The 25835-nt window shown below is 67.9% G+C and carries 22 protein-coding genes; 13 read left to right on the top strand and 9 right to left on the bottom strand.

The genetic code is table 11. From position 1 onward, the window contains the following. Positions 1–65: 65 nt before the first annotated feature. Positions 66–1565 (bottom strand): phosphomannomutase/phosphoglucomutase, encoded by a 1500-nt coding sequence (locus J2X65_RS03705; protein WP_310198165.1) that lies wholly within the window; start codon positions 1563–1565, stop codon positions 66–68. 222 nt (positions 1566–1787) lie between these two features. On the opposite strand from J2X65_RS03705, the gene J2X65_RS03700 reads away from it, so the two are divergent. The 8 genes from J2X65_RS03700 (at position 1788) to J2X65_RS03665 (ending at position 10056) form a co-directional block, all read left to right on the top strand. Further along, positions 1788–2612 carry an ABC transporter permease gene (locus tag J2X65_RS03700; RefSeq protein ID WP_310198162.1) on the top strand — a complete coding sequence of 275 codons (825 nt, stop codon included), beginning with the start codon at positions 1788–1790 and terminating at the stop codon, positions 2610–2612. Positions 2613–2710: 98 nt separating this feature from the next. After that, the gene (locus J2X65_RS03695; protein ID WP_310198157.1) at positions 2711–3757 is read left to right on the top strand and encodes an ABC transporter substrate-binding protein; all 1047 of its coding nucleotides are present in this window, start codon (positions 2711–2713) and stop codon (positions 3755–3757) included. A 10-nt stretch (positions 3758–3767) separates the two neighbouring features. Continuing rightward, a complete protein-coding gene (locus tag J2X65_RS03690; RefSeq protein WP_310198154.1) occupies positions 3768–4601 on the top strand; it encodes an ABC transporter ATP-binding protein in 834 nt (277 codons plus the stop codon). Between the two features lie 4 nt (positions 4602–4605). Beyond that, positions 4606–6009, top strand: coding sequence for an enolase C-terminal domain-like protein (locus J2X65_RS03685; RefSeq protein WP_310198152.1), 1404 nt, complete (start codon positions 4606–4608; stop codon positions 6007–6009). Continuing rightward, positions 6006–7196 carry a Gfo/Idh/MocA family oxidoreductase gene (locus J2X65_RS03680; RefSeq protein ID WP_310198149.1) on the top strand — a complete coding sequence of 397 codons (1191 nt, stop codon included), beginning with the start codon at positions 6006–6008 and terminating at the stop codon, positions 7194–7196. Before J2X65_RS03685 ends, J2X65_RS03680 begins: the two co-directional genes overlap by 4 nt. 19 nt (positions 7197–7215) lie before the next feature. Then, a complete protein-coding gene (locus tag J2X65_RS03675; RefSeq protein ID WP_310198146.1) occupies positions 7216–8412 on the top strand; it encodes a dihydrodipicolinate synthase family protein in 1197 nt (398 codons plus the stop codon). 49 nt (positions 8413–8461) lie between these two features. Next, a complete protein-coding gene (locus J2X65_RS03670) occupies positions 8462–9325 on the top strand; it encodes a sugar phosphate isomerase/epimerase family protein (RefSeq protein WP_310198556.1) in 864 nt (287 codons plus the stop codon). 92 nt (positions 9326–9417) lie between these two features. Then, positions 9418–10056 (top strand): TetR/AcrR family transcriptional regulator, encoded by a 639-nt coding sequence (locus tag J2X65_RS03665; protein WP_310198143.1) that lies wholly within the window; start codon positions 9418–9420, stop codon positions 10054–10056. Here the strand turns inward: J2X65_RS03665 and J2X65_RS03660 are convergent. After that, entirely contained in the window at positions 10031–10927 is an 897-nt protein-coding gene (locus tag J2X65_RS03660; RefSeq protein WP_310198141.1) for a DMT family transporter, read from the bottom strand. The two genes, J2X65_RS03665 and J2X65_RS03660, sit on opposite strands and share 26 nt — an antisense overlap. 160 nt (positions 10928–11087) lie before the next feature. Between J2X65_RS03660 and J2X65_RS03655 the strand changes: the two genes are divergently transcribed. After that, positions 11088–12437 (top strand): PLP-dependent aminotransferase family protein, encoded by a 1350-nt coding sequence (locus J2X65_RS03655; protein WP_310198139.1) that lies wholly within the window; start codon positions 11088–11090, stop codon positions 12435–12437. 161 nt (positions 12438–12598) lie between these two features. Continuing rightward, positions 12599–13981 (top strand): PLP-dependent aminotransferase family protein, encoded by a 1383-nt coding sequence (locus J2X65_RS03650; protein WP_310198136.1) that lies wholly within the window; start codon positions 12599–12601, stop codon positions 13979–13981. An 11-nt stretch (positions 13982–13992) separates the two neighbouring features. Here the strand turns inward: J2X65_RS03650 and J2X65_RS03645 are convergent, their stop codons facing one another. The 3 genes from J2X65_RS03645 to J2X65_RS03635 form a co-directional block, all read right to left on the bottom strand. Then, positions 13993–14391: a DUF983 domain-containing protein gene (locus tag J2X65_RS03645; protein ID WP_310198133.1), complete on the bottom strand. Its 399-nt coding sequence runs from the start codon at positions 14389–14391 to the stop codon at positions 13993–13995. A 67-nt stretch (positions 14392–14458) separates the two neighbouring features. Then, a complete protein-coding gene (locus tag J2X65_RS03640; RefSeq protein ID WP_310198130.1) occupies positions 14459–16006 on the bottom strand; it encodes a GMC family oxidoreductase N-terminal domain-containing protein in 1548 nt (515 codons plus the stop codon). Between the two features lie 114 nt (positions 16007–16120). Then, complete coding sequence (locus tag J2X65_RS03635) at positions 16121–16858, bottom strand: FCD domain-containing protein (RefSeq protein WP_310198127.1); 738 nt, start codon at positions 16856–16858, stop codon at positions 16121–16123. 396 nt (positions 16859–17254) lie between these two features. Here J2X65_RS03635 and ppaT point away from each other — a divergent pair, with 396 nt between their 5' ends. Continuing rightward, a complete protein-coding gene (gene ppaT / locus J2X65_RS03630) occupies positions 17255–18430 on the top strand; it encodes a pyridoxamine--pyruvate transaminase (RefSeq protein WP_310198125.1) in 1176 nt (391 codons plus the stop codon). A 20-nt stretch (positions 18431–18450) separates the two neighbouring features. Here the strand turns inward: ppaT and J2X65_RS03625 are convergent, their stop codons facing one another. The 4 genes from J2X65_RS03625 to J2X65_RS03610 form a co-directional block, all read right to left on the bottom strand. Further along, the gene (locus tag J2X65_RS03625; protein ID WP_310198123.1) at positions 18451–19386 is read right to left on the bottom strand and encodes an ABC transporter permease; all 936 of its coding nucleotides are present in this window, start codon (positions 19384–19386) and stop codon (positions 18451–18453) included. A gap of 10 nt (positions 19387–19396) precedes the next feature. Beyond that, positions 19397–20482, bottom strand: a complete 1086-nt coding sequence (locus J2X65_RS03620; RefSeq protein WP_310198122.1) for an ABC transporter permease — start codon at positions 20480–20482, stop codon at positions 19397–19399. Beyond that, a complete protein-coding gene (locus J2X65_RS03615; protein ID WP_310198119.1) occupies positions 20479–22050 on the bottom strand; it encodes an ABC transporter ATP-binding protein in 1572 nt (523 codons plus the stop codon). Before J2X65_RS03615 ends, J2X65_RS03620 begins: the two co-directional genes overlap by 4 nt. Positions 22051–22263: 213 nt before the next feature. Then, positions 22264–23289 (bottom strand): BMP family protein, encoded by a 1026-nt coding sequence (locus J2X65_RS03610; protein ID WP_310198116.1) that lies wholly within the window; start codon positions 23287–23289, stop codon positions 22264–22266. Between the two features lie 143 nt (positions 23290–23432). Between J2X65_RS03610 and J2X65_RS03605 the strand changes: the two genes are divergently transcribed. Both J2X65_RS03605 and J2X65_RS03600 read left to right on the top strand, forming a co-directional pair. Further along, positions 23433–23834, top strand: coding sequence for a hypothetical protein (locus J2X65_RS03605; protein ID WP_310198112.1), 402 nt, complete (start codon positions 23433–23435; stop codon positions 23832–23834). A 483-nt stretch (positions 23835–24317) separates the two neighbouring features. Next, positions 24318–25814, top strand: coding sequence for a 4-hydroxyphenylacetate 3-hydroxylase N-terminal domain-containing protein (locus J2X65_RS03600; RefSeq protein WP_310198110.1), 1497 nt, complete (start codon positions 24318–24320; stop codon positions 25812–25814). The last annotated feature ends 21 nt before the right edge of the window (positions 25815–25835 follow it).

The raw sequence follows: 25835 nt of genomic DNA, 5'->3' as shown, positions 1-25835 counted from the left end.
TTTCGTTAGCCATGAGGGGAGCCGAACATTATCAGACTTTACAACCTTTTTAAGTGCAACATCGATCAAAGCGATTGGTTGTAGGCGCCGACTTCAGGGTGGGTACGCAGCACCCCGTCCACCAGCGCGAACATGTCGCGCATGCGCGCCTCAGAGACCGGGCTCTCCACCACCACGACCAGTTCCGGCTTGTTGGAGGAGGCGCGTACCAGCCCCCAGGAGCCGTCCTCCACGGTGACGCGCACGCCGTTCACGGTGACGAGATCGCGGATCTTCTGCCCGTCAATGGTGTCGCCGCGCGCCTGCATCGCCTCGAAATGCTTCACCACCGCGTTCACCACGCCGTATTTGGTCTCGTCGGCGCAGTGCGGCGACATGGTCGGCGAGGACCAGGTTTTCGGCAGGGCGTCCTTGAGATCGGCGAGCGAGCGGCCGGGATTGCGGTCGAGCATGTCTAGGATGGCGATGGCGGAGACGAGGCCGTCATCATAGCCGCGCCCGATCGGCGTGTTGAAGAAGTAGTGGCCGGACTTCTCGAAACCGACCAGCGCGCCGCTCTCGTTCACCCGGCGCTTCATATAGGAATGGCCGGTCTTCCAGTAGTCCGCCTTCGCCCCGTTGGCGATCAGTACCGGGTCGGTGATGAACAGCCCGGTCGATTTCACGTCGACCACGAAGGTGGCACCGGGATGCAGCGCCGAGAGATCGCGCGCCAGCATCACCCCGACCTTGTCGGCGAAGATCTCCTCGCCATGATTGTCGACCACGCCGCAGCGGTCGCCGTCGCCGTCGAAGCCGAGCCCGACATCGGCGCCGGAGGCCAGCACCGCGTCGCGCATGGCGTGCAGCATTTCGAGGTCTTCCGGATTCGGATTGTATTTCGGGAAGGTGAAGTCGAGCTCGCAGTCGAGCGGCACCACCTCGACGCCCAGCGTCTCCAGGATGCGCGGGGCGAAGGCGCCGGCGGTGCCGTTGCCGCAGGCCACCACCGCCTTGATCGGGTTCTTGAGCTTGGGCCGGTCGGTGAGGTCCCTGATGTAGATCTCGGGGAAGTCCGGCACGTAGCGATAGCTGCCGCCATCGCGGGCGATGCCGGCGCCGGAGAGCACGATCTGCTTCAGCCGGGCCATCTCGCCGGGCCCGAAGGTGAGCGGGCGGTTCACGCCCATCTTCACCCCGGTCCAGCCATTGTCGTTATGCGAGGCAGTGACCATGGCGACGCAGGGCACCTCGAGCGCAAATTGCGCGAAATAGGCCATGGGCGACAGCGCGAGGCCGATGTCGTGCACCCTGATGCCGGCCGCCATCAGGCCGTTGGCCAGCGCGTGCTTGATCGATGCGGAATAGGCGCGAAAATCATGGCCAACGACGATCTCCGGCTGCACACCGCGTTCACGGATCAGCGTGCCGAGGCCGAGGCCGAGCGCCTGCACCCCCATGAGGTTGATTTCGCTGCCGAACAGCCATCGCGCATCATACTCGCGAAAGCCGGTGGGCTTCACCAGCGGTTGCGTCTCATAGGCATAGGTATTCGGCGCAAGCGCGGGCCGGGGCAGCGAGAACATCGCGGATCCTGTGGTCGGCAAGATGAGCGGCGATATGACCGGCAGGGTCGGGCAACGTCAATGACGTGGACGTTCGCGGCGGAGACCGGAGCCCGCGTGGGATCGTGAACGGATCCATCGCAGGAAGATGGTTGACATCCGCCCGGATCGATTATGTAATTCAACGGTTGGTTACTTAAGGCGACGCAGAGCGCCGTGAGATAACGATCAGGGAGATACGCCATGCCGTCCTCGCGACGTGAGGGTTATGCGCGCGCGCTCGTCAATTCCAGGTTCGTCAATTCTCCCTGGGTCCGGCCGCTCGCTTTGCTGGTGATGATCATCATCGGCTGGGACCTCGCCGTCCGGCTGTTCCAGATTCCGGCCTATCTGATCCCCACCCCGTGGGACGTGATCCAGGCCTTCCGCACCGAGGGCGACAAGCTGCTGATGGAGGCGGTGCCCACCACCATCGCCACCGTGGCGGGCTTCCTGCTCTCGGCGGCGATCGGCATCCCGCTCGCCATGTTGATCGCCGGTTCCAAGACGGTCGAATCCTATCTCTATCCGCTGCTGGTGTTCTCGCAATCGATCCCGAAGGTCGCCATCGCGCCGCTCTTCGTGGTGTGGTTCGGCTTCGGCATGATGCCGAAGGTGATCTCCGCCTTCCTGCTCGGGGTGTTTCCGGTCATCGTCGCCGGGGTGCAGGGCTTCAAGTCGGTCGATGGCGACATGCACGACCTTGCCCGCGCCATGAAGGCGACCCGGCTGCAGACCTTCGCCATGATAGGCCTGCCGCATGCCATGCCGGCGATCTTCGCCGGGCTCAAGGTCTCGGTGACGCTTGCCGTGGTGGGCGCCGTGGTCGGTGAATTCGTCGGCTCCAATTCCGGCATCGGCTATGTGCTGCAGCGCTCCATCGGCAATTTCGAGCTCCCGACCATGTTCGCGGCGCTCATCATTCTCGCCCTGATCGGCGTCATCCTGTTCTGGGTCGTCGATCTGTTGGAGCGCTTCATGGTGCCCTGGCATGCGAGCCAGCGGCACGAGGTCCTGGTGACGACCTGACAGCGGCGTCCTGAAGCGAACGATCTGAAAGCCTACGGGGACAAGGCCCTCGCAGAAGGGTTCCCCGTCTCACGACACATCCAAGGGAGGACGTGCACATGGTGTTTAGCTACCCGACATCCCGACGTTCCACGCTGCGAGGGGGCCTGAAAGCCGCGCTCGTGGCCGCAGCGGCTCTCCTGCCGCTGGCCCTGCCGCTGGCCCCGGCACACGCCGCCGACAAGGTGACGCTGATGCTGAACTGGTACGTGTATGGCGAGCACGCCCCATTCTTTTACGGCAAGGCGAAGGGCTTCTACGCGGCCGAGGGCATCGATCTCGACATCCAGGAAGGCCGCGGCTCGGCGGTGACCATCCAGGCGGTGGCCGCCGGCACGGTGGACTTCGCCTATGCCGACGTGCCGACCATGATCCGCGCCGCCGTGAAGGGGGCTCCGGTGACGACGGTCGGCGTCGCGCTGCAGACCAGCCCGATGTCGGTGATGGGCTTCACCGACAAGAACATCCGCAAGCCGGAAGACATCAAGGGCAAGATCGTCGCCACCACGCCCGGCGATTCCATGTCGCAGATCTGGCCGTTGTTCCTGAAGCAGACCGGCCTTTCCGAGCGCGATTTCCAGACCGTTTCGGGCGACGGGCAGACGAAGCTGAACGCGGTGATCAACGGCCAGGCCGACCTGCTCCTCGGCTACTCCATGGACCAGTCCATGAAGATCAAGGACGCCACCGGCAAGGACGTCCACCCGATCATGTTCGCCGACTACGGCATCCACCTGATTTCGTCGGGTGTCATCGTCAACAAAGACTTCCTGGCGAAGAACCCCGATCTTGTGCGCCGCTTCATGGCTGCGACGACCAAGAGCTTCGAGGAAGCTGAGAAGAACCCTGAAGGCGCGACCGACGCCGTGCTCGCCGCCCTGCCGAAGGCCGGCCAGCGTGCGACGCTGCTGGAAGGCTTCCAGCGCACCATCCCGCTCTACCGCACCGCCGAGACCAAGACTCGCCGGCCGTTCCAGGTCACCGACGCCAATATGAAGGAGTCGGTGGAGCTTCTGGTCGAATATGGCGGCGTCGCCGCTTCGGCCAAGGACAACCCCAAGGCCTTCTATACCCGCGACTATCTCCCCGCCGATCCGAGCAATTGAGGAGGACGGCATGTCGTCGTTGCCCCTGCGCGTCGTCGCCCGCGAAGAAGCCCGCGAAGAGGCTCCGGCGGCACGCCAACGCCTCATCGAAATCCGCGGCCTGACCAAGACCTACCGGACACGCGACGGCGACGTGCCCTCCCTTCGGCCGATCGATCTCGACATCCACGACGGCGAGTTCGTCGCCGTCGTGGGCCCCTCCGGCTGCGGCAAGTCCACGCTGCTGAAGCTGGTAGCGGGGCTCATCCCGCCCTCGCAGGGCGAGATCGTCATCGACGGCAAGACGGTGGTGGAGCCGCCGGACGATGTCGGTATCGTGTTCCAGAGCCCGGTGCTGCTCGCCTGGCGGACGGTGCTGAAGAACATCATGCTCCCCGTCGAGGTGCGCCGGCTTGACCGCGCCAGCCATCTCGAACGGGCGAAGAAGCTGATCGCCACCGCCGGGCTCACCGGCTTCGAAAACAAGTACCCGTGGCAGCTCTCCGGCGGCATGCAGCAGCGCGCCTCGATCTGCCGGGCGCTGGTCCACGATCCCAAGATCGTACTGATGGACGAGCCGTTCGGCGCGCTCGACGCCATGACGCGCGAGCGCATGAACCTCGAATTGCAGCGCATCCATTTCGAGACCGGCAAGACCATCCTGCTCATCACCCATTCCATTCCCGAGGCGGTGTTCCTCGCCGACCGGGTGGTGGTGATGAGCGAACGGCCGGGTTCGGTGGCGGCGATCTACGATGTCGACCTGCCACGTCCGCGCCGGCTGGAGATGATGGGCGACGCCGCCTTTGCCGCGCTGGCACGGCAGGTGCGCAGCCATTTCTACGCGCAAGGTCAATTGGACTGAACCGATGGCGCCCCGCTTCACCATAGCCCGCATTGATGCCTTCGAGCGCATGATGCCCTTCGCCCATCCATTCCGCTTCGGCGCAGTGGCGGTGGAGGCGGCGGCGCAGGCCTTCGTCCGGGCGGTGATCGATCTGCCGGGCGTCGGCCGGGTCAAGGGCGCCTCCGCCGAGATGATGATGCCGAAATGGTTCGATAAGGACCCGGCCAAGTCGCCGGCCCGGACCATCGATGATCTGCGCGCCAGCCTCCTCGCTGCCGCCGGGCATTTCACCGGGCGGGGCGAGGCCGACACCGCCTTCGGCCACCACGCCGCCGCGCTCGCCCGCCAGACGCAATGGGCGGACGGGGAGGGCATCGCCCGCCTCGCGGGAAACTTCGGCGTCGCGCTCATCGACAAGGCGGTGCTCGACGCCCTGCTCTCCAGCCTCGGCATCGGCCTCGCCGAGGGTCTGCGCACCAACGCGCCCGGCCTCGACGCCCGTCTCACGCCAGACCTCGACGCTGCAGAGATCGCGGACTTCCTCGCCGGCCTCACCCCCTCCGGCGAGGTGGCACTGCGCCACACGGTCGGCCTCGCCGACGCCATCGAAGGCCCGGGCAGCCTCGCGGAGGAGATCGCGGCGGCGCCACTGCGCTATTTCAAGATCAAGATCGGCGGCGATGTGACCGGCGACCTCGCGCGGCTGCGCGCCATCGCCGCGCTGCTCGACGCACGGGTGCCGGATTATGCGGCGAGCCTCGACGCGAACGAGCAATATGACCCGCCGCGCCTTGCCCTGCTGGCCGCGACGCTGCAGGACGATCCGGCGCTGGCGCGGTTCTTTAGCCGGCTCATTCACATCGAGCAGCCCTATGACCGGCGCACGACGTTCGAGATGCCGCTCGACGCGGCGGCGATCGGCGTGCCCGTCATCATCGACGAGGCGGAGGACAGCTACGACGCCTTTCCCCGCGCGGTGGCGCGGGGCTATCGCGGCGTGTCGTCGAAATCCTGCAAGGGCCTCTACAAGGCGGTGCTGAACGCCGCCCGCGTCGCCCGGCTGAACCGCCGGCACGGCGGCGGCTACCTCCTCACCGGCGAGGACCTCACCTGCCAGCCGGGCCTCGGCGTGCAGCAGGACACCGCGCTCGTCGCCGCGCTCGGCCTGACCCATGTCGAGCGCAACGGCCATCACTACGTCGCCGGCTTCGGTCCGGCGCCGGAGCACGAGGCGCAGGCCTTCGCCCGCGCCTTTCCCGAACTCTACCGCGTCGAGGCCGGCAAGGTCCGGCTCGACACCCGCACCGCCACCCTGCCCGCCGCCCGGCTTGTCGCCGGGCCGGGCTTCGCCGGCGGCGCCGCGCCCGACTGGGCCGCGCTGACGCCTCTCACCACGACATTCGCCTCACAGGAGATCTTCGCATGAGCGCGCGCGCCAAACGCCTCGGTATCGTCATGAACGGCATCACCGGCCGCATGGGCATGAACCAGCACCTCATCCGCTCGGTGGTGGCGATCCGCGCGCAGGGCGGCGTCACCCTCGCAGACGGCTCGAAGGTGCAACTCGACCCGATCCTGGTCGGCCGCAACGAGGAGAAGATCGCCGGCCTCGCGAAGCAGTACGGCATCGAAGGCTGGACCACCGACCTCGACGGCGCTTTGGCCGACCCGCAGAACGAGATTTTCTTCGACGCCGCCACCACCCAGATGCGCCCGGCGCTGCTGGAGAAGGCGATCCGCGCCGGCAAGCACGTCTATTGCGAGAAGCCGATCGCCACCAACCTCCCGGAGGCGCTGCGCATCTGCAAGCTCGCCGAGGAGGCCGGCGTGAAGAACGGCGCGGTGCAGGACAAGCTGTTCCTGCCCGGCCTGCAAAAGCTGCGGCTGCTGCGGGATTCGGGCTTCTTCGGCCGCATCCTCTCGGTGCGCGGCGAGTTCGGCTACTGGGTGTTCGAGGGCGACTGGGGCCAGCCGGCGCAGCGCCCGTCGTGGAACTACCGCGAACAGGATGGCGGCGGCATGATCCTCGACATGGTCTGCCACTGGCGCTACGTGCTCGACAACTGCTTCGGCGAGGTGAAGTCGGTGTCCTGCCTCGGCACCACCCATATTCCGAGCCGCGTCGACGAGACGGGCAAGGCCTACGAGGCCACCGCCGACGACGCCGCCTATGCCACCTTCGAATTGGAGGGCGGCGCCATCGCCCATATCAACATGTCCTGGGCGACCCGTGTCTATCGCGACGACCTCGTCACCTTCCAGGTCGACGGCACCCATGGCTCGGCGGTGGCCGGCCTGTCGGACTGCGTGATGCAGCCGCGCACCGCCACGCCGCGCCCGGTGTGGAACCCGGACGAGAAGCAGACCATGGACTTCTATTCCGACTGGCAGAAGGTGCCGGACAACCTCGTCTACGACAACGGCTTCAAGGTGCAGTGGGAGATGTTCGTCCGCCACATTGTGGAGGACGCGCCCTACAGGTACACGCTGCGCGAGGGCGCCAAGGGCGTGCAGCTCGTCGAATGCGCGCTGCAGAGCTGGCGCGAGCGCCGCTGGATCGACGTGCCGAGCCTCGAAGAATCCGAGCACGCCGTGCTCCGGGCCGCCGAGTGAGCGGGAGGCGGGACCAGACATGAACTCCCTCGACCGCACGCTCACCGCGCTCTCGCTCCGCCTGCCCGTGGCGGGCGGCGGGGTGGAGACCTTCCGCCTCTCGGCGCCGCGCGCTTTCCCGGACCGCCCGGCCGGCCCGATGAACCGCGTCGCCTTCTCGGCCGGCCATGTGGTGGCCGACCCGCTCGCCGACGTCGACCCATGGCTGACGGCGGCGGTCGACTGGGACCGCACCATCGCCTTCCGCGAGCATCTGTGGGGCCTCGGCCTCGGCGTCGCCGAGGCGATGGACACCGCCCAGCGCGGCATGGGGCTGGATTGGCCGACCTCGCTGGAACTGATCCGCCGCTCGGTCGAGGCCTCGAAGACGCGTTCCGAGCCCGGCCTCGTCTCGTCGGGCGCCGGCACCGACCATCTCGCCCCGGCCGACGCCAAAAGCCTCGACGACGTGATCCGCGCCTATGAGGAGCAGGTCGCCGCCGTCGAGGGCGTCGGCGGCCGCATCATCCTCATGGCCTCGCGGGCGCTGGCGAAGGTCGCGACCTCGCCGGAGGACTACATCCGCGTCTACGACCGCATCCTGTCGCAGGTGGCCGAGCCGGTGATCATCCACTGGCTGGGCGAGATGTTCGACCCGGCGCTGGCGGGCTATTGGGGCCACGCCGATCCCGACCGCGCCATGGATACGGCGGTGGCCGTCATCAACGCCCATGCGGCGAAGGTCGACGGTGTGAAGATCTCGCTGCTCGACAAGGACAAGGAGATCGCCATGCGCCGGCGTCTCGCGCCCGGCGTGCGCATGTATACCGGCGACGACTTCAACTATGCCGAGCTCATCGCCGGCGACGAGCAGGGCCATTCCGACGCGCTGCTCGGCATCTTCGACGCCATCGCCCCGGCGGCCTCGGCGGCCCTGGTGGCGCTGGCGGCCGGCGACCGCGCGAGTTTCGACGACATTTTGGAACCGACCGTGCCGCTGTCGCGGCACATCTTCCGGGCGCCGACCCGCTTCTACAAGACCGGCGTGGTGTTCATGGCCTATCTCGCCGGCCATCAGGACCATTTCACCATGGTGGGCGGGCAGGAGAGCACCCGCTCGACGCTGCATCTCGCCGAGCTATTCCGCCTCGCCGACCGCGCCGGCCTGCTCGCCGATCCGGACTTCGCTGCGGCACGGATGCGGGCGGTGCTGGCGGTGCGCGGCGTCGAGGGGTGAGGGATCAGCCATGGGTCAACACACCTCTCCCGCCACGACCGCCCCCCTGCTGCGCGATTTCTCGGCGGATCACCGGCAGCTCTCCATCAACACCGCGACGGTGCGCCGGCAGGGCGATCTCCTCGCCATCATCGACGCCTGCGCCCGCGCCGAAATCCCCGCCATCTCGCCCTGGCGCGACCAGGTGGCGAGCGTCGGGCTCGACCGGGCGGTGAAAGCGGTGCGCGCGGCCGGGCTGAAGTTGTCCGGCTATTGCCGGGGCGGCATGTTCCCCGCCGATTTCGCTCGCCTCGCCGAGGTGGCCGACGACAATCGCCGCGCCGTCGACGAGGCTGCCGCGCTCGACGCGTCCTGCCTGGTGCTGGTGGTGGGCGGCCTGCCGCAGTTCTCCCGCCCCGGCTCGGCGCCCTCGAAGGACCTCGCCGGCGCCCGCGCCATGGTGGAGGACGGCATCGGCGCGCTGCTGGAGTACGCGGGCAAGGTCGGCATGCCGCTCGCCATCGAGCCGCTGCACCCGATGTACGCCGCCGACCGCGCCTGCGTGAACACCACCGGGCAGGCGCTCGACATCTGCGACACGCTCGATCCCGCCCGCACCGGCGCGCTCGGCGTGGCGCTGGACGTGTTCCACGTCTGGTGGGACCCGGAGCTTGCCGCGCAGATCGCCCGCTGCGGGAGGGAGCGGCTGCTTGCCTACCACGTCTGCGACTGGCTGGTGCCGATGGCCGACATGCTGAACGACCGCGGCATGATGGGCGACGGTGTGATCGATCTGAAGGGCATCCGGGCGCAGGTCGAGGCGGTCGGCTATGACGGCTTCAGCGAGGTGGAGATCTTCTCCGAGCGCTGGTGGAGCCTGCCGATGGAGGAGGTACTGTCAACCTGTATCGCCCGTCACCGCGCCGTCGTATAGGAAGGCCGAGGGACCTTGCCATGTGGGAACGGCAGGGCAAGGGCGTGAGCGAAATGGCCGGTAGCAAGCTTCGTCCCGTCGGGGACGGGACAGTGGAAACACCGCCGCGCGAGGTGCGCGCGCGCGATCCCGAGCGTACCCGCGCCAGCATTCTCGCCGCCGCCACGGTAGAATTCTCTGCCCGCGGCTTTGCCGGCGCCGGCATCGATGCCATCGCCTCGCGCTCCGGCGCCAATCGGCGGATGATCTATCATTATTTCGGCTCCAAGCGCGGCCTTTGGCTGGCGGTGCTGGAAGCCGCCTATGAGCGCGCCCGCATGTCCGAGGTGGCGCTGCATCTCGACGAATTGGCGCCGGAGGCGGCGATGCGGGCGCTGGTAACGTTCACCTTCGATTCCTTCATCGGTGATCGCACCTTCATCAATCTCCTGAACAGCGAGAACCTGCACCAGGCACGGCACCTGAAGGAATCCGCGCGGGTGAAGGGGCTGCATTCGCCGCTGATCGGCCTGTTGCAGGGCATTCTCGATCGCGGCATCGCCGCCGGCGTGTTCCGCTCCGGCGTCGATCCGGCCCAGCTATGGATTTCCATCGCCGGCCTGTCCTATTTCTACTTCTCGAACCAGTTCACCCTGTCAGTGATTCTCGACCGCAATCTGCAGAGCAAGGCCGAGCTCGACGAGCGCCGCGCCCATGTCGCGGATCTCATCGTGCATTCTCTCCTCGCGTGAGCGGCAGCGGCGCGGCGAATCGGCGGGCGCCGACGACGCACAGGATCACCGCGAGGGTGGAGGCGAGCATTTGCGGGGTCACCGCTTCGCCCAGCAGGGTGGCGGCGAGGGCGAGGCCGAAAAACGGTTGCAGCAACTGCAATTGGCCAACGGCGGCAATGCCACCCTGGGCAAGCCCGCGATACCAGAACACGAAGCCGATCAGCATGCTGAACAGCGAGACATAAGCGAGGCCGGCCCAGGCCGGGGCCTCCACCGCGGCAAAGGAGGCTGGCATAAGCAGGAGCGCTGCAACCGCCGTCACGGGCAGCGACAATACCAGCGCCCATGAGATGACCTGCCAGCCACCGAGGCGACGCGAAAGCCGCGCGCCTTCCGCATAGCCGAGACCGCAGACGATGATGGCGGCGAGCATCAGCGCGTCGCCGATCGGCGCCGCGGCAAGGCCCTGGCTGAGCGCGAAGCCAACCACCAGTAGGCTGCCGAGCCCGGAAAACAGCCAGAAGGCCGCCCGCGGCCGTTCGCCGCCCCTGAGCACGCCGAACAGGGCCGTCGCCATCGGCAGCAGGCCGATGAACACCATCGAATGCGCCGAGGTGACGTAGCGTAGCGCCAGCGCGGTGAGCAGCGGGAAGCCGATCACGACGCCCAAGGAGACGATGGCGAGCGGCACGAGATCGCTTCGTCGCGGCCGGGCCTGCCGGAAGGCGATCAGCATGGCCAGCCCGAGCAGGCCGGCAATGGCGGCGCGGGCGACGGTGAGAAACACCGGATCGAAATCGGCCACCGCCACGCGCGTCGCCGGCAGCGAGCCGCTGAAGATCAGCACGCCGACCAGCCCGTTGATCCACCCCGTCGTCGTCCGGCCCATCTTCCGCTCCTCGACAATCCCGAGGCTTATGGCGTGCAGCCGCTGGCATCGCCAGACACGGTGCCATACAGTTTGTTCAAACTGTTATGGATGCAATTGCCGTACGGATGGGGTTGTGAAACACGCCGTGGAGCCATCGGGCACGCGTCTCGAAGCGGTCATGGAACTGATCCGCAGCCGGATCGCCGGGCGGAGCCTGACCGCGGGCGATCGGCTGCCCTCGATCAGATCGCTGGCGGGAAGCCTGCAATTGTCGGCTTCCACCATCGTGGAGGCTTATGAGCGGCTGGTGGCGGAGGGCGTGATCGTCTCGCGTCCCGGTTCCGGTTTTTATGTCGCGGGCCCGCTGGCACCGTTGTCCATGGCCGAGATCGGGCCGAAACTCGACCGTGCCGTCGACCCGTTCTGGGTCTCGCGCCAGTCGCTGGCGGCGGAGGGGGCGGTTCTCAAGCCGGGTTGCGGCTGGCTGCCGGCGGACTGGATGCCGCAGGCGGGGTTGCGCCGGGCACTCCGGCATCTCGCGCGCGCTGATGATGCCGATCTTGCCGATTACGGCACGCCGCTCGGCCTGCCGCCGCTGCGCCATCTGCTCGCGCGCCGCATGGCCGAGCGCGGCATCGATGCCGCGCCGGAGCGCATATTGCTCACCGAATCCGGTACGCAGGCGATCGATCTGCTGTGTCGGTTGCTGATCGAGCCGGGCGATGCCGTGCTGGTCGACGACCCCTGCTACTTCAATTTTCATGCGCTTTTGCGGGCGCATCGGGCGCGGATCGTCGGAGTGCCCTATACGCCGCACGGGCCGGATGTGGAGCGCTTCGGTGCCGCGCTGGCTGAGCACCGGCCGCGCCTCTACATCACCAATTCCGCGCTGCACAACCCTACCGGCGCGGTGCTGTCGCCGGTCGTGGCCCACCGCATCCTCAAACTCGCGGACCAGGCGGCCCTTACCATCGTCGAGGACGATATCTTTGCCGATTTCGAGCATGCGCCGGCGTCCCGGCTTGCCGCTTTCGACGGGCTGGAGCGGGTCGTGCACATTGGCAGCTTCTCAAAGACCCTGTCGGCCTCGGTGCGCTGTGGTTTCATCGCCGCGCGAAGGGAGTGGATCGACGCGCTGGTCGATCTGAAGATCGCCACCAGCTTCGGCGGTGGTCGGCTGGGAGCGGAACTCGTCTACGGCGTGCTGCGCGATGGCGGCTATCGAAAACATATGGATGGCCTGCGCCAGCGGCTGGCGCGGGTCAGGACGGAGGTCGGGGCGCGGCTGAAGCAGCTTGGCATCCTTCCCTGGGTGGAGCCGCAGGCCGGCATGTTCCTCTGGTGTCGTCTGCCCGATGACCTCGATGCCGCCGAGATTGCGCGGGAGGCATTGAGCCTGGACGTCGTGCTCGCGCCCGGCAATGTGTTCAGCCTGTCGCAGTCGGCGCGTGGCTTCATGCGATTCAACGCCGCGCAATCCTTGGACGACCGGCTGTTCGAGGTGTTGCGAACGGTGATGCACCGGTAGCGGGCAAGGCCGCTCCCTCCGTTTCGTCATTGGCCGCTTCGCGACCGAGGCGCGAGGCCGCTGCCGGGCCGGGCCGGGCCGGGCCGGGCTGGCGCTGCCTCTGGTTCGGCGGTAATGTCGCGCAGACATTTCTACAAATGCATGGGTCTACGGAGCGCGACATGGCGAAGAGCCAGCCGAGCCTGCCCTGGCTGCGAGGATTCCGGGAGGGAGCCGGGCCGCGCTATCTCCAGATTGTCGCGATGATCGAGGAAGCGGTGCGCGCCGGCGCGCTGCGGCCTGGGGCACGGCTGCCGCCCCAGCGCGATCTGGCCGTGCGGCTCGGCGTCGATCTTACCACGGTGACGCGCGCCTATACCGAGGCGCGTCATCGCGGTCTTGTCGACGCGATGACCGGGCGTGGCTCCTTCATCGCCGCCCGGCCGGAGGCCTCGGCCTTCCTGCTCGATCTGTCGATGAACATTCCGCCCCCGCCCAAGGGCGTGCGACTTGCCGACAAGCTTCAGGAAGGGCTCGCCGAGGTGCTGCGGCGTTCCGATGTGGACCTGCTGATGAGCTATCATATCGGCGCCGGCTCGCTGGCCGACCGTTCGGCTGGCGGCCTGTGGCTGGAGCTGCTGCTCGGTGCCGTCGATCCGCAGCGCCTGATCGTCACACCCGGGGCGCAGCCGGCGCTTGCGGCGCTGCTCGGCCTGCTCGCCCGACCGGGCGAGGCGGTGGCGGCGGACAGGCTCACCTATCCCGGCCTGCGCGCGGCGGCCCGCCAGCAAGGGCTGCGGTTGCAAGCGGTGGAGGGCGATTCGGAAGGCATGCGGCCGGAGGCGCTGGAGGCGGCGCTCGCCGCCAGCGGCGCCCGGCTGCTCTATCTCACGCCGACCATCCACAACCCGACTGCCGTTACGCTCTCCGCCGCCCGGCGGGAGGCCATCGTGCGGATCGCCCGGCAGCGGGACATCCAGATCATCGAGGACGACCCCTATGCCCGCCTTGCGGGGGATGCGCCGACGCCGGTCGCCGCTCTGGCGCCGGAGCGGAGCTTCTACATCGCGACGTTGTCGAAGACCTTGACGCCCGGCCTGCGCACGGCCTTCGTGGTCGCGCCGTCCGTGCGGCAAAGCGAGGCGCTGGTGGCGGCGTTGCGCGGGCTGATCCTGATGCCCTCGCCGCTGATGACGGCCCTGGCCATGCACTGGATCCGCCTCGGCGTCGCGGAGGAACTGCTCGAGGGCGTCCGCCGCGAGGCGGCCGACCGCCAGCGCGCGGCGGCGGAAATCCTGCCCGCCACGGGGCAGGCCCATCCTCATGGATTGCATGTCTGGCTGCCGCTGCCACCCCACTGGGACCGCCACCGGCTCATCGAGGCGGCGCGGCTGGAGGGACTGGGCGTCACCCCGTCGGATGCCTTTTGCATCGAGGGCAGGGCGCCGGACGCGGTGCGCGTGTCGCTCGGCGGCATTCCCGATCGCGCCCGGCTATTGGCTGCGCTGCGCACGCTCGCCGACATCCTAGCCGACCGGCATGTGAGCGATGCCGCGGTGGTGTAGCGCGTGGCGCCTCAGGCGGCCGGCTTGGTTTCCGGGGATGTGACGAGGCGTCCTTCTTCCGCCTTGTAGAAATACTGCGCGGCCACCAGCCAGCCCTTGAGCGGGCGCAATGGCGGGATGCAGGTGAGCAATATCAGCGGCAGGCTGGTGGCGAGATGCACCCACCAGGCCGGCGAATAGGCGATCTCGAGCCACAGGCCGAAGATCACCGCCGGCACGCACAGGAACATCATCACGAAGAAGGCCGGCCCGTCCGCGGGATCGGCATAGGAATAATCGAGGCCGCAGACCTCGCAGCGCGGCTTGAGCTTCAGGAAGCCCTCGAACAGATGGCCTTGCCCGCAACGCGGACAGAGCCCGTGCACCCCGGTCCTGAATGGCGACAAAGGCGGCCACTGTGCGTTGGACATGACGCTCTCCCTCCGACGTTGAGCATCAGATAAGAACGTATGCCTACAATGTCAATATTGTATGTGTTCATATTGCCGTTCGGCTTGTTTCCGCGAAGCCTGCGGCAAAGGTCTCGGCGATGGCGAGGATCGCCGCATGCACCGGGCCGGAGGTGATGGTGGGGATCACCGAGGCATCGACGACGTGCAGTCCCTCGAAGCCCCGCAGCTTCAGGTCGGCATCGAGCACGCTGGCCTCATCCGCCCCCATGCGGCAGGTACCGACAGGATGGTGGTGAGTGATGACCGCGCGGGCGAGAAAGGCGTCGATCGCCGCGTCGTCGCGAACATCGATGCCGGGCAGGATTTCTTCCGCCCGCCATTCATCGAGCGCGGCGCCGTGGCCGATCTCGCGCGCGAGTTCGAGCGCCCGCCGGGCGAGGCGGCGGTCGTGCTCGGTCGAGAGATAGGCGGGATCAATGCGCGGCGGCGAATCGAGGTACGGCCCGCTCACGGTGAGGCGGCCACGGCTGGTCGGGTGGGTGACGCCGGACAGGATTGTGTAGGCCGAGCCATAGGGCGGCGGCGCGAAGCACTCCGAGACGGTCGGTGCCGCCACGCAGCCGAGCACAACGTCCGGCGGGCCGTCCGGCCGCGTCGGATCCTCGGCATCGAGATACATCAGCGATTCCGAGTGCTGCAGCCGGGAGGGAGGCACCGGCCGGCGGGCGCGATAGACATTGCCGGCGGTAAGCAGGTGATCGTGCAGATTGCCGCCGACCTCGGCCCGGTCGGCGAGGCAGGTGATGCCCGCGGCCTTGAGCTGTTCCGCCGGTCCGATGCCCGAGCGCATCAGCAGCAGCGGCGAGGCCACCGCTCCGGCACAGAGGCAGAGGCGTTCGGCGGAGAGAGTTTGCGGCTGTCCGTCGATCTCCGCCAGCACGCCGGTCACCTGGTCGCCGTCGATGATCAGCCGATGCACCCGTACCCCGGTGAGCAGCTCCAGATTGGGACGGGCGAGAGCCGGCGCCAGATAGGCGTCGGCGGCGCTGACCCGTCTGCCGTCGCGGATGGTAAGCGCGTTCGGCGCCACGCCGTTGAGCGGGCCGGAATTGTGGTCGCCGATGGCGGGTATGCCGCGCTCGACACCGGCCGCCATATAGGCGCGCACCACCGGGCTCAGCTCTTCGTCCGGTAGATGGACGGTCAGCGGTCCATCGGCGCCGTGCAGGGGGCTGGCCCCTTTGGAATAGCTTTCGCTGCGGCGGAAGCCTGGGAGCAATCCCTCATAGGACCAGCGTGCATCGCCGGTCGCCTCGGCCCAGGGCGCGAAATCGGCGGCGTGGCCGCGCACATGCGCCATGGCGTGCAGGCAACTGGAGCCGCCGACGATTCGCCCCCGCGGCCAAGGATGCACGCGCCCCGCCGTTCCCGGCTGCGGCACCGTGCGATAGGCCCAGTCATAGGCGCGATCCTGCAGGCTCGGCCATTTCTGTGGAATGGCGATGTCGGGATCGCGCGGGTGATCGCCGGCCTCGAGCACTCCCACCTTGAGATCGGGATTTTCCGAAAGGCGGGCGGCCAGAACGCAGCCGGCCGAGCCGGCGCCGATGATCAGCACATCGAAAGACTTCATCGCAGGCATCTCCGCGAGGCATCGGGCAAAGGAAGGGAGGCACCGCGGGCGAGGCGCCCGCGGATGTCGGTCGGCATGGGATCGGCCAGAGCGGCGAGGAGCGGAAAGCGGTGCCTAGGGCGGCCCGCCGGGCGCGAGCCGGCCGGTGATCTTCTGCTGCAGGGTGGCGAGGTGCTGCCACATGTTGCGCTCGGCGGCTTCCGGATCGCGGGCGGCGATCGCTTCGGCGATCTGCCGGTGCTCAGCATCGCGTAGCTTCACGCGCTCGGGCAGCAAAGTGGCGTCGCTGTCGGTGAAGCGCAGCCGCCCATCGCTGGCGACCCGGTGCAGCAGCACATAGAGCTCGGAGGCGAGCGCGTTGCGCGCCCCCGCCGCAATGGCCTTGTGGAACACCATGTCGGCGGCGATCGGATCGGCATCCGGGTCGGTGGTCGCCGCGCGCAGGATGCGGTCGATCTCGACCGGGCTTGCCCGCAACGCTGCGAGCCGCGCCAGCGCCGGCTCCAGCATCAGGCGCAGCTCCATCACCTCGAGCGGATTGGTGGAGTTGATCAGGCTGCGGCTGCTGTCGAGGCTGGAGGATGTCGAGGCGCGCCGGCCGGCGCGGGCCGGCTCCAGCTCGCCGCGGGCGCGCAACACGCCGAGCGCCCGCCGCAGCGTATGGCGCTTGACGTTCAGCTCCTCGGCGACGGCGCGCTCCGGTGGCATGCTGCCGGTGCGGGCGACGATGCCACGGATCGCTTCCACCAGTTCGCCGATCCCGCCGGGCTCGCGCCCGTCCGCATCGGCACGGTTCTCGGTCTCGGATGTCCTGCGCCCTTTGCGCCCGGTCTTGTCCGCTATCGCGTCCATCGAGGTTACATCCGTTCTCGTGTTTGGGGCGCCGGCCACGCAGAAGTCCCTTGATTGCGTGGCGGTGGCAGCTCCCACCGCCAATTGTAGGGTTGGGGCCGCCCAGTTACAATATTGGTTGCCATCTGGTCGAGACCCAAGGGGACTCTTTCGGTGCGTTGCCCTCGTGAAGAACGCCCATGAAGGACGGCTCGATACCCTCCGGAGTACCGATAAACCTTGAGGAAATCGTCGATCCTGCGCGGCCCTCGCTCAGCTGCGAACATGGTTGCTCCGGACGCCGCTTGGTGCCAATGTTGAACCATTAAGGCAAATTCGGTCGATTTTTTGGTTGGGTCTCGCATCCGCCGCTCGGCCGGATGGCCTAGGGTTCCGCCAACGATCCAGAGCGAAATCATGCGTTACGCCCCGTCCGATCTGCCGGTCTTCACCCTGACGACCGGTCCCGTCGACGCCTACCCCGCCGTGCTGCGCAGCCTCGCCGCCACGGTGCTCTATGACTACGATCCCGTGTTTCAGGCGACCTATCAGCGGGTTGCCCAAAAGCTCGCGACGGTGGTGAAGGCCGAGACCATGCCGGTCATTCTCCATGGCGAGCCGGTGCTCGGTCTGGAGGCCGCCGCGGCCTCGCTGCTCGGGCCCGGAGACGTGATGCTCAACCTGGTTTCCGGCGTCTATTCCAAGGGCTTCGAGGGCTGGGCGGCACGCTCGGGAGCCGAGATCGTCGAGCTGGCGGTGCCGTATGATCGGGTGATCGATCCGGCCGAGGTCGCCCGCGTGCTGGCCGCGCGGCCGGACATCACCGTCGTCGCGGCCTGCCACCACGACACGCCGTCCGGCACCGTCAATCCGGTCGCCGAGATCGGCGCGGTGGTGAGGCGGCACGGGGCGCTGTTCCTGGTCGATGCGGTGTCGTCCTTCGGCGGCATGCCGGTCGATGCCGAATCGGCCGCCATCGATCTGCTCGTCACCGGCCCCAACAAATGCCTGGGCTGCCCGCCCGGCCTGTCCATCCTCGGTGTATCGAATCGCGCCTGGGCGAAGATGAAGGCGAACCTCCAGGCTCCCCGCGCGTCGATCCTGTCGATCCTCGACTGGCAGGACGCCTGGCGCGCCGACCGGCCGTTCCCCTTCACGCCCTCGATTGCGGAGATCAACGGCCTGGAGGCCGCCATCGACCTTTATCTCGCCGAGGGGCCGTCGAAGGTCTGGGCGCGCCACGCGCTCACCGCCGCGGCCTGCCGGGCCGGGCTCAAGGCGATGGGGCTGGCCATCTGGCCGGCGGAGGAGGCATTCGCCTCGCCCACCTGCACGGCCGTGCGCACGCCGGAAGGCATCGACGAGGCACAGCTCCGGGCGGAGATTCGCGCGCGCTATGGCGTGGTGCTGTCCTCCGGTCGCGGCGAGACGCACGGCAAGCTCACCCGCATCGGCCATATGGGGCCGACCGCCCAGCCGCTCCATGCGATCGTGGCGCTGTCCGCTCTCGGCGGCGGACTGTCCGCCCTCGGCCATCGCGTCGATGTCGGCGCCGGCGTCGCCGCGGCGCTGGCGGTCATCGACGCAGGCTGAGCGGGCAAGGCGGGGCGCCGTCATCGCGCACCCCGCACATAATGGGTGCCGAGCGCCGGCGGCAGGCTGGCGCGGCGGCCGAACAGCACCAGCACCGTGAGCACCGCCGCGAAGGGGAGCATCTGGATGATGTCGGTCGGGATGCTCACCCCGGCGACCTGCAGGGCGGTGGTGGCCGACAGGCAGGCGCCGAACAGCAGCGCGCCGCACAGCACCCAGAGCGGACGGCCGCGCGCCTGCATGGCGAGCACGATGCCGATGAAACCGGCGCCGTTGGTCATGAACGGCACGAAGATGCCGGCGCCGACCTGTGACATGAAGGCACCGCCGATCCCGGCGAGGAAGCCGGTGGTGAGGACCGCCACGGTCCGCACCCGCACCACGTCGACGCCGGCCGCATCGAGCGCCGCCGGCTTGTCGCCGGCCGCCTGCAAGGCGAGGCCCAGCTGGGTACGGCGGAACACATAGGCCGTCACCGCCACCGCCAGTACCGCGAGATAGACGATGGGCGGACGGTCGAACAGCGCCGGCCCGATCACCGGGATCGAGGACAGGCCGGGGATCGCCAGCGTCTCCACCGCCGGCAGGCGCGGATAGCTCTGGGCGAACTGGAAATGATGCAGCAGCGCGGTGAGCCCTTCGGCGCCGAGCGTCAGCGCGATGCCGATGACGATCTGGCTGAGGCCCATGCGGATGCAGAACAGCGCCATCGGCGCCGCCACCATCATGCCCCCCACCCCGCCGCCGAGGAAGCCGAGCCACACCGAGCCGGTCGAATAGGCGACGAGGAAGCCGAGATAGGCGCCGAACAGCATCATGCCTTCGATGCCGATATTGAGTACGCCAGCCTTCTCGGAGATCTGCTCGCCGAGCCCGGCGAGCATCAGCGGGATGCCGGCGGTCAGCGCGCCGAGCACCAGGGAGGTGAGGAAGGCTTGCGTGAACAGAGCGGACATGGTGGCCTCCCTACTTGCCGGCCGCGCGGCGGCGCTGGTCGAGATATTCGGTGATGCCCAGCATGATCAGCAGGATCGCCACCACCACCAGCGTGAAGAAATTCGGCACGCCGGTGCGCCGGGCCGCGCTCTCGCCGCCGATCGACAGCACCGAGAACAGGAACACGAAGGCGATGGAGGCGAATCCGTTGAACCGCGCCAGGAACACCAGCGGCACCACGGTGAGGCTGTAGGCGGGATTCCAGTCGGCGCGCACATTGCCTTGCACGCCCATGATCTCGACCGCTCCCGCGAGCCCGGCCAGCGCCGCCGAGATGGCGAAGGTCGCAAGGGTGAGCAGCGGCACGTTGAGGCCGGCATGGATGGCCGCGCGCGGATTGGCGCCGACGATGCGCAGCTTCAGCCCGAAGGCGGTGCGGGTCATGACGAGATGCACCGCCACGATGGCGATGAGGCCGATGAGCAGCCCGCTCGACACCGTGGTATCGAACAGGCGCGGCAGCCGGTCGGCGACGACGAGGGTGCGGGTCTGCGGCACGGTGGTCGCCGGATCGCGGAAGAACAGCTTCACCAGCACATTGGCGAAGGAGACGCCGAGAAAGGTCATCATCAGCGTGGTGATGATCTCGTTGACGCCCTGATAGGCCTTGAGTAGCGCCGGCAGCAGCGACCACACCGCCCCGACCATCGCCCCGACCAGCAGGCCGATGAGCAGCACCATCCAGACCGGGAAATACGGCACCATCAGCGGCCCGAGCGCGGCGACCACCACCGCCGAGAGCAGGAACTGGCCGTCGCCGCCGAGGTTCCAGATGCCGGCCCGGAAGGCGACGATCAGCCCGGCGGCGATCAGCAGCAGCGGCCCCATCCGGGTCAGCGTCGCCTGCAGGCCATAGGGATTGATCAGCCCGCGATCGACCACATAGCCGTAATAGGCGATGGGGTCGACGCCGAGCGCCAGCAGCACGAGGCCGGACAGCACGATGGCGCCGAACACCGGGCCGAGCGCCATGGCGATGAGGCGGACGCGCTCGCGCCGGGCGCCGCTGCGCCGGGCGAGGAGGGCATCGCTGCCGATCTGGGTGGTTTCGCTCATGCCGTCACGCCGCTCATCAGTTCGCCGACCCGGTTGCGGGCATCGGCATCGTTGTCGACCACGCCGACGATCTGCCCGCGCGACATGACCGCGACGCGGTCGGACAGCTCGAGCACCTCTTCGAGGTCGGTGGAGATCAGGATCACCGCCAGGCCCTGCTCGGCCGCCTCGCGGATGCGCTGGCGGGTGGCGCGGATGTTCTGCACGTCGAGGCCGTAGGTCGGCTTGGCGAAGATCACCGCCCGCGCCGCGCCGGAGAGTTCGCGCGCCAGCAGCGCCTTCTGGATGTTGCCGCCGGAGAGCTTGCCGATGGCGGTCTCGATGCCGGGCGTGCGCACGTCGAATTCGCCGACCAGCCGCCTTGCATGCGCGGCGATGGCGTCAGGCTGCTCGATGCCCCGGCGCCAGAACGGCGCCTCGCCCACCTGCTTGAGCAGCAGGTTCAGCGAAATGGGGAAGGCGCCGACCGTGCCCTCGCCGAGCCGGTCGTCGGTGACGTAGCGCAGGCCGCGCGCGCGCCGCCCCCCGACATCCAGCCGCTCGATCCCCTCGCCGCCGAGGCGGATGGTGCCGGCCGCCAGTCGGCGCTGGCCGGCCAGTGCCTCGGCGAACTGCTTCTGGCCGTTGCCGTCGATGCCGGCGAGGCCGACGATCTCGCCCGGCGCGACCTCAAGGTCGATGCCGGCGACCGGCACCGCCGGATCGTCCACCGCCAGCCCGGCGATCTCCAGCAGCGGCGGACCGGCCGGGCGGGAACGGCGCGGGGCTTCGGCGACGGCGGCGCGGGCGGCGGTATCGCTGCCGAACATCAGGCGCACGATCTCGGCGGTGGCGGCGGCAGGGCCGAGCGCGGCGAGCCGCTCCGGCGCGATCTCGCCGACCTTGCGGCCGAGCCTGAGCACGGTGATGCGGTGGCCGAAGGCGAGCGCCTCGTTGAGCTTGTGGGTGATGAACACCACGGCGATGCCGAGCTTTGTCAGCCGGCCCATGAGCGCGCCGAGGTCTTCCGCTCCCTTGGGCGTCAGCATGGCGGTGGCCTCGTCGAGGATCAGCACGCGCGAGCCGCGCATCAGCGCCCGCACGATTTCCACCTGCTGCTGCTCGCCGAGCGAGAGCGAGCCGACCTTGGCATGCGGATCGAGGGTGACGCCGATATCGGCGCAGACGGCCGCCATTCTGGCGGCGACGCCGTCGCGGTCCGGCTGCGACCACCATTTGCCGCCGAGCGCCATATTGTCGACGACGCTGAGCGAGGGTACCAGCATGGAGTGCTGGAACACCGTGCCGATGCCGAGCTCCAGCGCCCGCGCCGGCGAGGCGATGCGCACTTCCCGCTCATCGATCAGCACGCCCCCCTCGTCGGGCAGCTGCAGGCCGGAGAGCATGCCGACCAGCGTCGACTTGCCGGCGCCGTTCTCGCCGAGCAGCACGTGGACTTCGCCGGGCCAGAGGTCGAAGGACACGCGTTCATTTGCCACCACGCCGGGAAAACGCTTGGTGACGTGATCGAGCGAGACGATCGGCCGTGGCTCGGCGTGCGGCGGGGGCGATGTGTGAATCTGGGTCATGGTCCGTTCCGGTTTCCCCTCGTCCCGGCGCTCCCGCCAGAATCGGCCTCATCCGATCCCGGCCGTGCCGACGGGCGAATGCGGCGACGGCCGGGTTCGCCGGCGGGAGAGGGGCCGCATCGACACCCGCCTCCCGAAGGAGGGGCGGGTGAGAGGACGTTCCACCGGAGAGTGCCGACCCGATCAGGCCGGCGCTCTCGCGGCGGTTCCGCGTCACTGCGGCAGCTGGGTGACCAGCTTGTGCACGCTGTCGGCGTCGTATTTCGCCGTCACCTTGATCTTGCCGGCGATGATGTCCTTCTTCAGCGCCTCAATCTGCGCCCAGACATCGTCGGGGACATGCTTGCTCTTGAGCAGCTCCACCGAGCCGTCCTTGAGGTTGATGTCGTAGTTGCGGCTGCCATATTTGTCGGCCTTGATATCGGCGATCATCGCCGCATAGACCGGCTCCAGGTTCCATACCACCGAGGAGAGCAGGTTGCCCTTGTCGATGGCGGTCTTGTCGCCGATCACGTCGATGAAATAGACCTTGCCGCCATTGGTGGCCTTGTTGGTCTCCACCGCCTGCAGCATGCCGAAGCTGGAGCCGTTGCCCTGGCCGAAGATGATGTCGGCGCCGGCGGCGATCAGCGCCTCGGTGACGCGCTTGCCGCCCGCCGCGTCGGAATAGGCCGCCGGGCCGATCACCGCGTAGCGGACATTGATGCCGGGCTTCTCGGCCTTGGCGCCCTCGGCGAAGGCGGCGGATTGCGAGTTCCACGACGGCGGCTCGCCCGAGACCACGATGCCGAGGGTGCCGGTCTTGCTCATCTTGGCGGCGAGGCGGCCGGCGAGATAGGCGCCCTCATGGCCGCTCGCGGTGTAGTCGGCCACCGCGCCCGCCTTCTTGGCGTCCGGCAGGTCGACGATGGCGACCGGCACCTTCATCTCGGCGCCGATCTCGGGCGCGGCGGTGTTGTAGCCGCTGGCATGGGCGATGATCAGGCCGGCGCCGTCCTGCGCCATTTCGCGCAGCGTCGGGCGCACGTCGCCATAGCCGAGATTGTCGGCGACGAGCACCTCGACGCCGGCCGCCTTGCCGGCCGCCTTGGCGGCGTCGATGCCCTGCTGGTTCCAGCCATAATCGGTGCCGGGTTCCGGGGTCAGGATGGCGATGGACTTGATCTCCGCCGCCTGCGCCATGGAAGCCGTGCCGAGAAGCAGGGCCAGTGCCATGCTCTGGAGAATATGTTTTCTCATGGAAGGTCCTCTTTGTAGCCCGTATGGAAATTTATGTTCCATGAACGGACAATTTATACTATCAGAACAAAGCTGAAGGTCGAGGTTTTGTAGAAATGAGTAGGAATTTTATTTCTTATTGTTTTTTGGTTTCTTTCTCTGCGGTGCCGGCGTTCGCGGAGGAGGCGGTTGTCGTCGAGCGGGGCGTGGAGGGGCTGGCCGCGGTGCCGTTTCAGGTCGCGAACCGTACCGACCGCTCCATTTCCTGCTCGGCCGCCATTGCGCATTGGTATTCGGCCGACATCGGCGTGGCGGAGCCGGGCGGCCGGCTCGAGGCCGGGCTGTGGTCTAAGCCCGCGACCGGCGAAGTGTTCTTGCTCAACGACAGGCAGGACCGCATGCCGGTGCAGCGCCTGTGGTGTGGTTATGCCGGGGCCGACGTCTCGACGCGCAGCGAGATCGGCCTCGTCCGCCGCGCCGGATCCGCCGAGCCGGCCCTCGACCTCGTCTGCCTGTCGGCAGGGCGCGCGCAGCCGCTGGACTGCCGCCGGCGCGGGAGCGACTGACCGGTCGGGTCGTGGTCCTGGTCCGGGGCTCGGCATGCCGACTTCTCCCGCGATGGCGCGCCGCGCCGTAATGTCCATTCAACTCAACCAAAAAGCCAGAACCAAAGATTTTGGTCAAGCGAATCGGTATCGGATACGGTCGGTTCTGATCGGTTGAAATGAGTGGGATATTTTATGGTGATCATTCTTGAGGCAGAACATTCGCGTTGAAACAAATGCAAAATCCATAATTTTCGTCGTTCTGATTTTGGGAATGGGTAATATTATTTCTTTTACCATGCAGAAGATCAAATTTTAGGCAGTGAAATGCCGCGTCGAAGGGGCTTGACCATTTCCGGCATTCAATGGTTGGATCGGCTCAGCCCGAGCCCGGCAGTGAAGCCATGCAAGCGGTCCGTCCGTGGCATGCCGCCTCGCCAATCGGCGCGGCCAGGATGCTCGAACATGCGTCCGGGAAGCGGGTTCTTCAGAGGAGAGCGGACGATGAACGCGCAGACGGCGAAGCGGGAACTCCAGGGAGAGCTTCCGGCGGGCCACAAGCTCAAGACCGGTGAGGAGTTCAAGGCCTCGCTCGACGACGGCCGCGCGCTGTGGGTCGGCGGCAAGCGCATCGCCAGGGTGTTCGACGATCCGGCGCTGTCGGCCGGCGTCGACCTGATCGCCTCGATGTTCGACGACCAGTTCAAGCCGGAATTCGCCGACGCCACCACCTATGTCGACGAGACCGGCGCGGTGGCGAGCCGGGCGTGGCAGGTGCCGCGCACCAAGGAAGACCTCGCCGATCGCCGCAAGATGATCGAGTACACCTCGCTCAAGACCGCCGGCACCTTCGGACGGCCGCCGGACCTTGCCCCGGCCATCGCGGTGGGGCTGCTCGCCTATCTGCCGACCTTCAAGGCCAAGAAGTCGCTGATCGAGGGCTGCTCGCCCGATTTCGCGGAGAATATCGAGGCCTATGTCGCCTATGGCCGCGACAACAACCTGACCGCCTCCGAGAGCCTCACCGGCCCGCAGAACGACCGCTCCAGCGCCAAGGGCGCGGAGGCCTCGCTGCTGAAGGTGAAGAGTGTCGAAAAGGGCGGCATCCGCGTCTCCGGCGCCAAGACGGTCGGCTCGATCTCGGCCCAGGCCAACGAGATCTTCTTCACCAATCTCGGCGGTATCCGCGAGACCCCGGCGGAAGCCTGCATCTGGGCCTCGGTGCCGATCAACGCCGACGGCATCAAGCTGATCTCGCGCGAGATGGTCTCGCATCCCGGCGCCGACCCGTTCGACCATCCGGTCGCCCGGCTCGGCGAGGAAGCCGACCAGCTCATCATCTTCGACAACGTCTTCGTGCCAACCGAGCGCATCTTCAACCTCGGCGACCCGACCGCCATGTCCTATTACGGGCCGGTCTGCGTGTTCGCGCACTGGCACGTGCTGACCCGCCTCACCGTGAAGGCGGAGCTGTTCGTCGGCGCCGGCCAGCTGGTGCTGGACGTGCTCGGCACCGCGCATATCCCGGCGGTGCAGGGCATGCTGGGCGAGATCATCCAATACGCCCAGACGCTGCGCGCCTTCGTCACCGCCGCCGAGGCGCTGGCCAGGCCCACCGAGGGCGAGGTGATGGCCCCGGATGTCGGCATGCTCACCGCCGGCCGGCTCTATTCCATCGAGCATTATCCGCGCATCATCCACATCCTGCAGGAGCTGTGCGGGCAGGGGCTGGTGATGCGCTTCGGCAAGGCGGCCTTCGACAACCCGGAGATCGGCCATCACCTGCACGATCTGCTGCCCGGCAAGGGCGTCAGCGCCGAGGTGAAGGAACTGCTGATGAACTTCATCTGGGACATGACGTCGTCGTCCCTCGCGGGGAGGGTGGCGCTTTTCGAGAACGTCAATGCCTCGCCGGCGCCGCGCCTGCGCGAGCGGCTCTACAACGAGGTGAAGCGCGACGCCTTCATCCAGCAGGTGAAGACGCTGGCCGGCATGCCCTGAGCCGTGGTGATCGGCGTTCCG

The organism is Ancylobacter sp. 3268 (genome assembly GCF_031456575.1).
Lineage (GTDB): Bacteria > Pseudomonadota > Alphaproteobacteria > Rhizobiales > Xanthobacteraceae > Ancylobacter.
The sequence above is the reverse complement of the archived record's forward strand: the minus strand, read 5'-3'. Positions and strand labels throughout refer to the sequence as shown.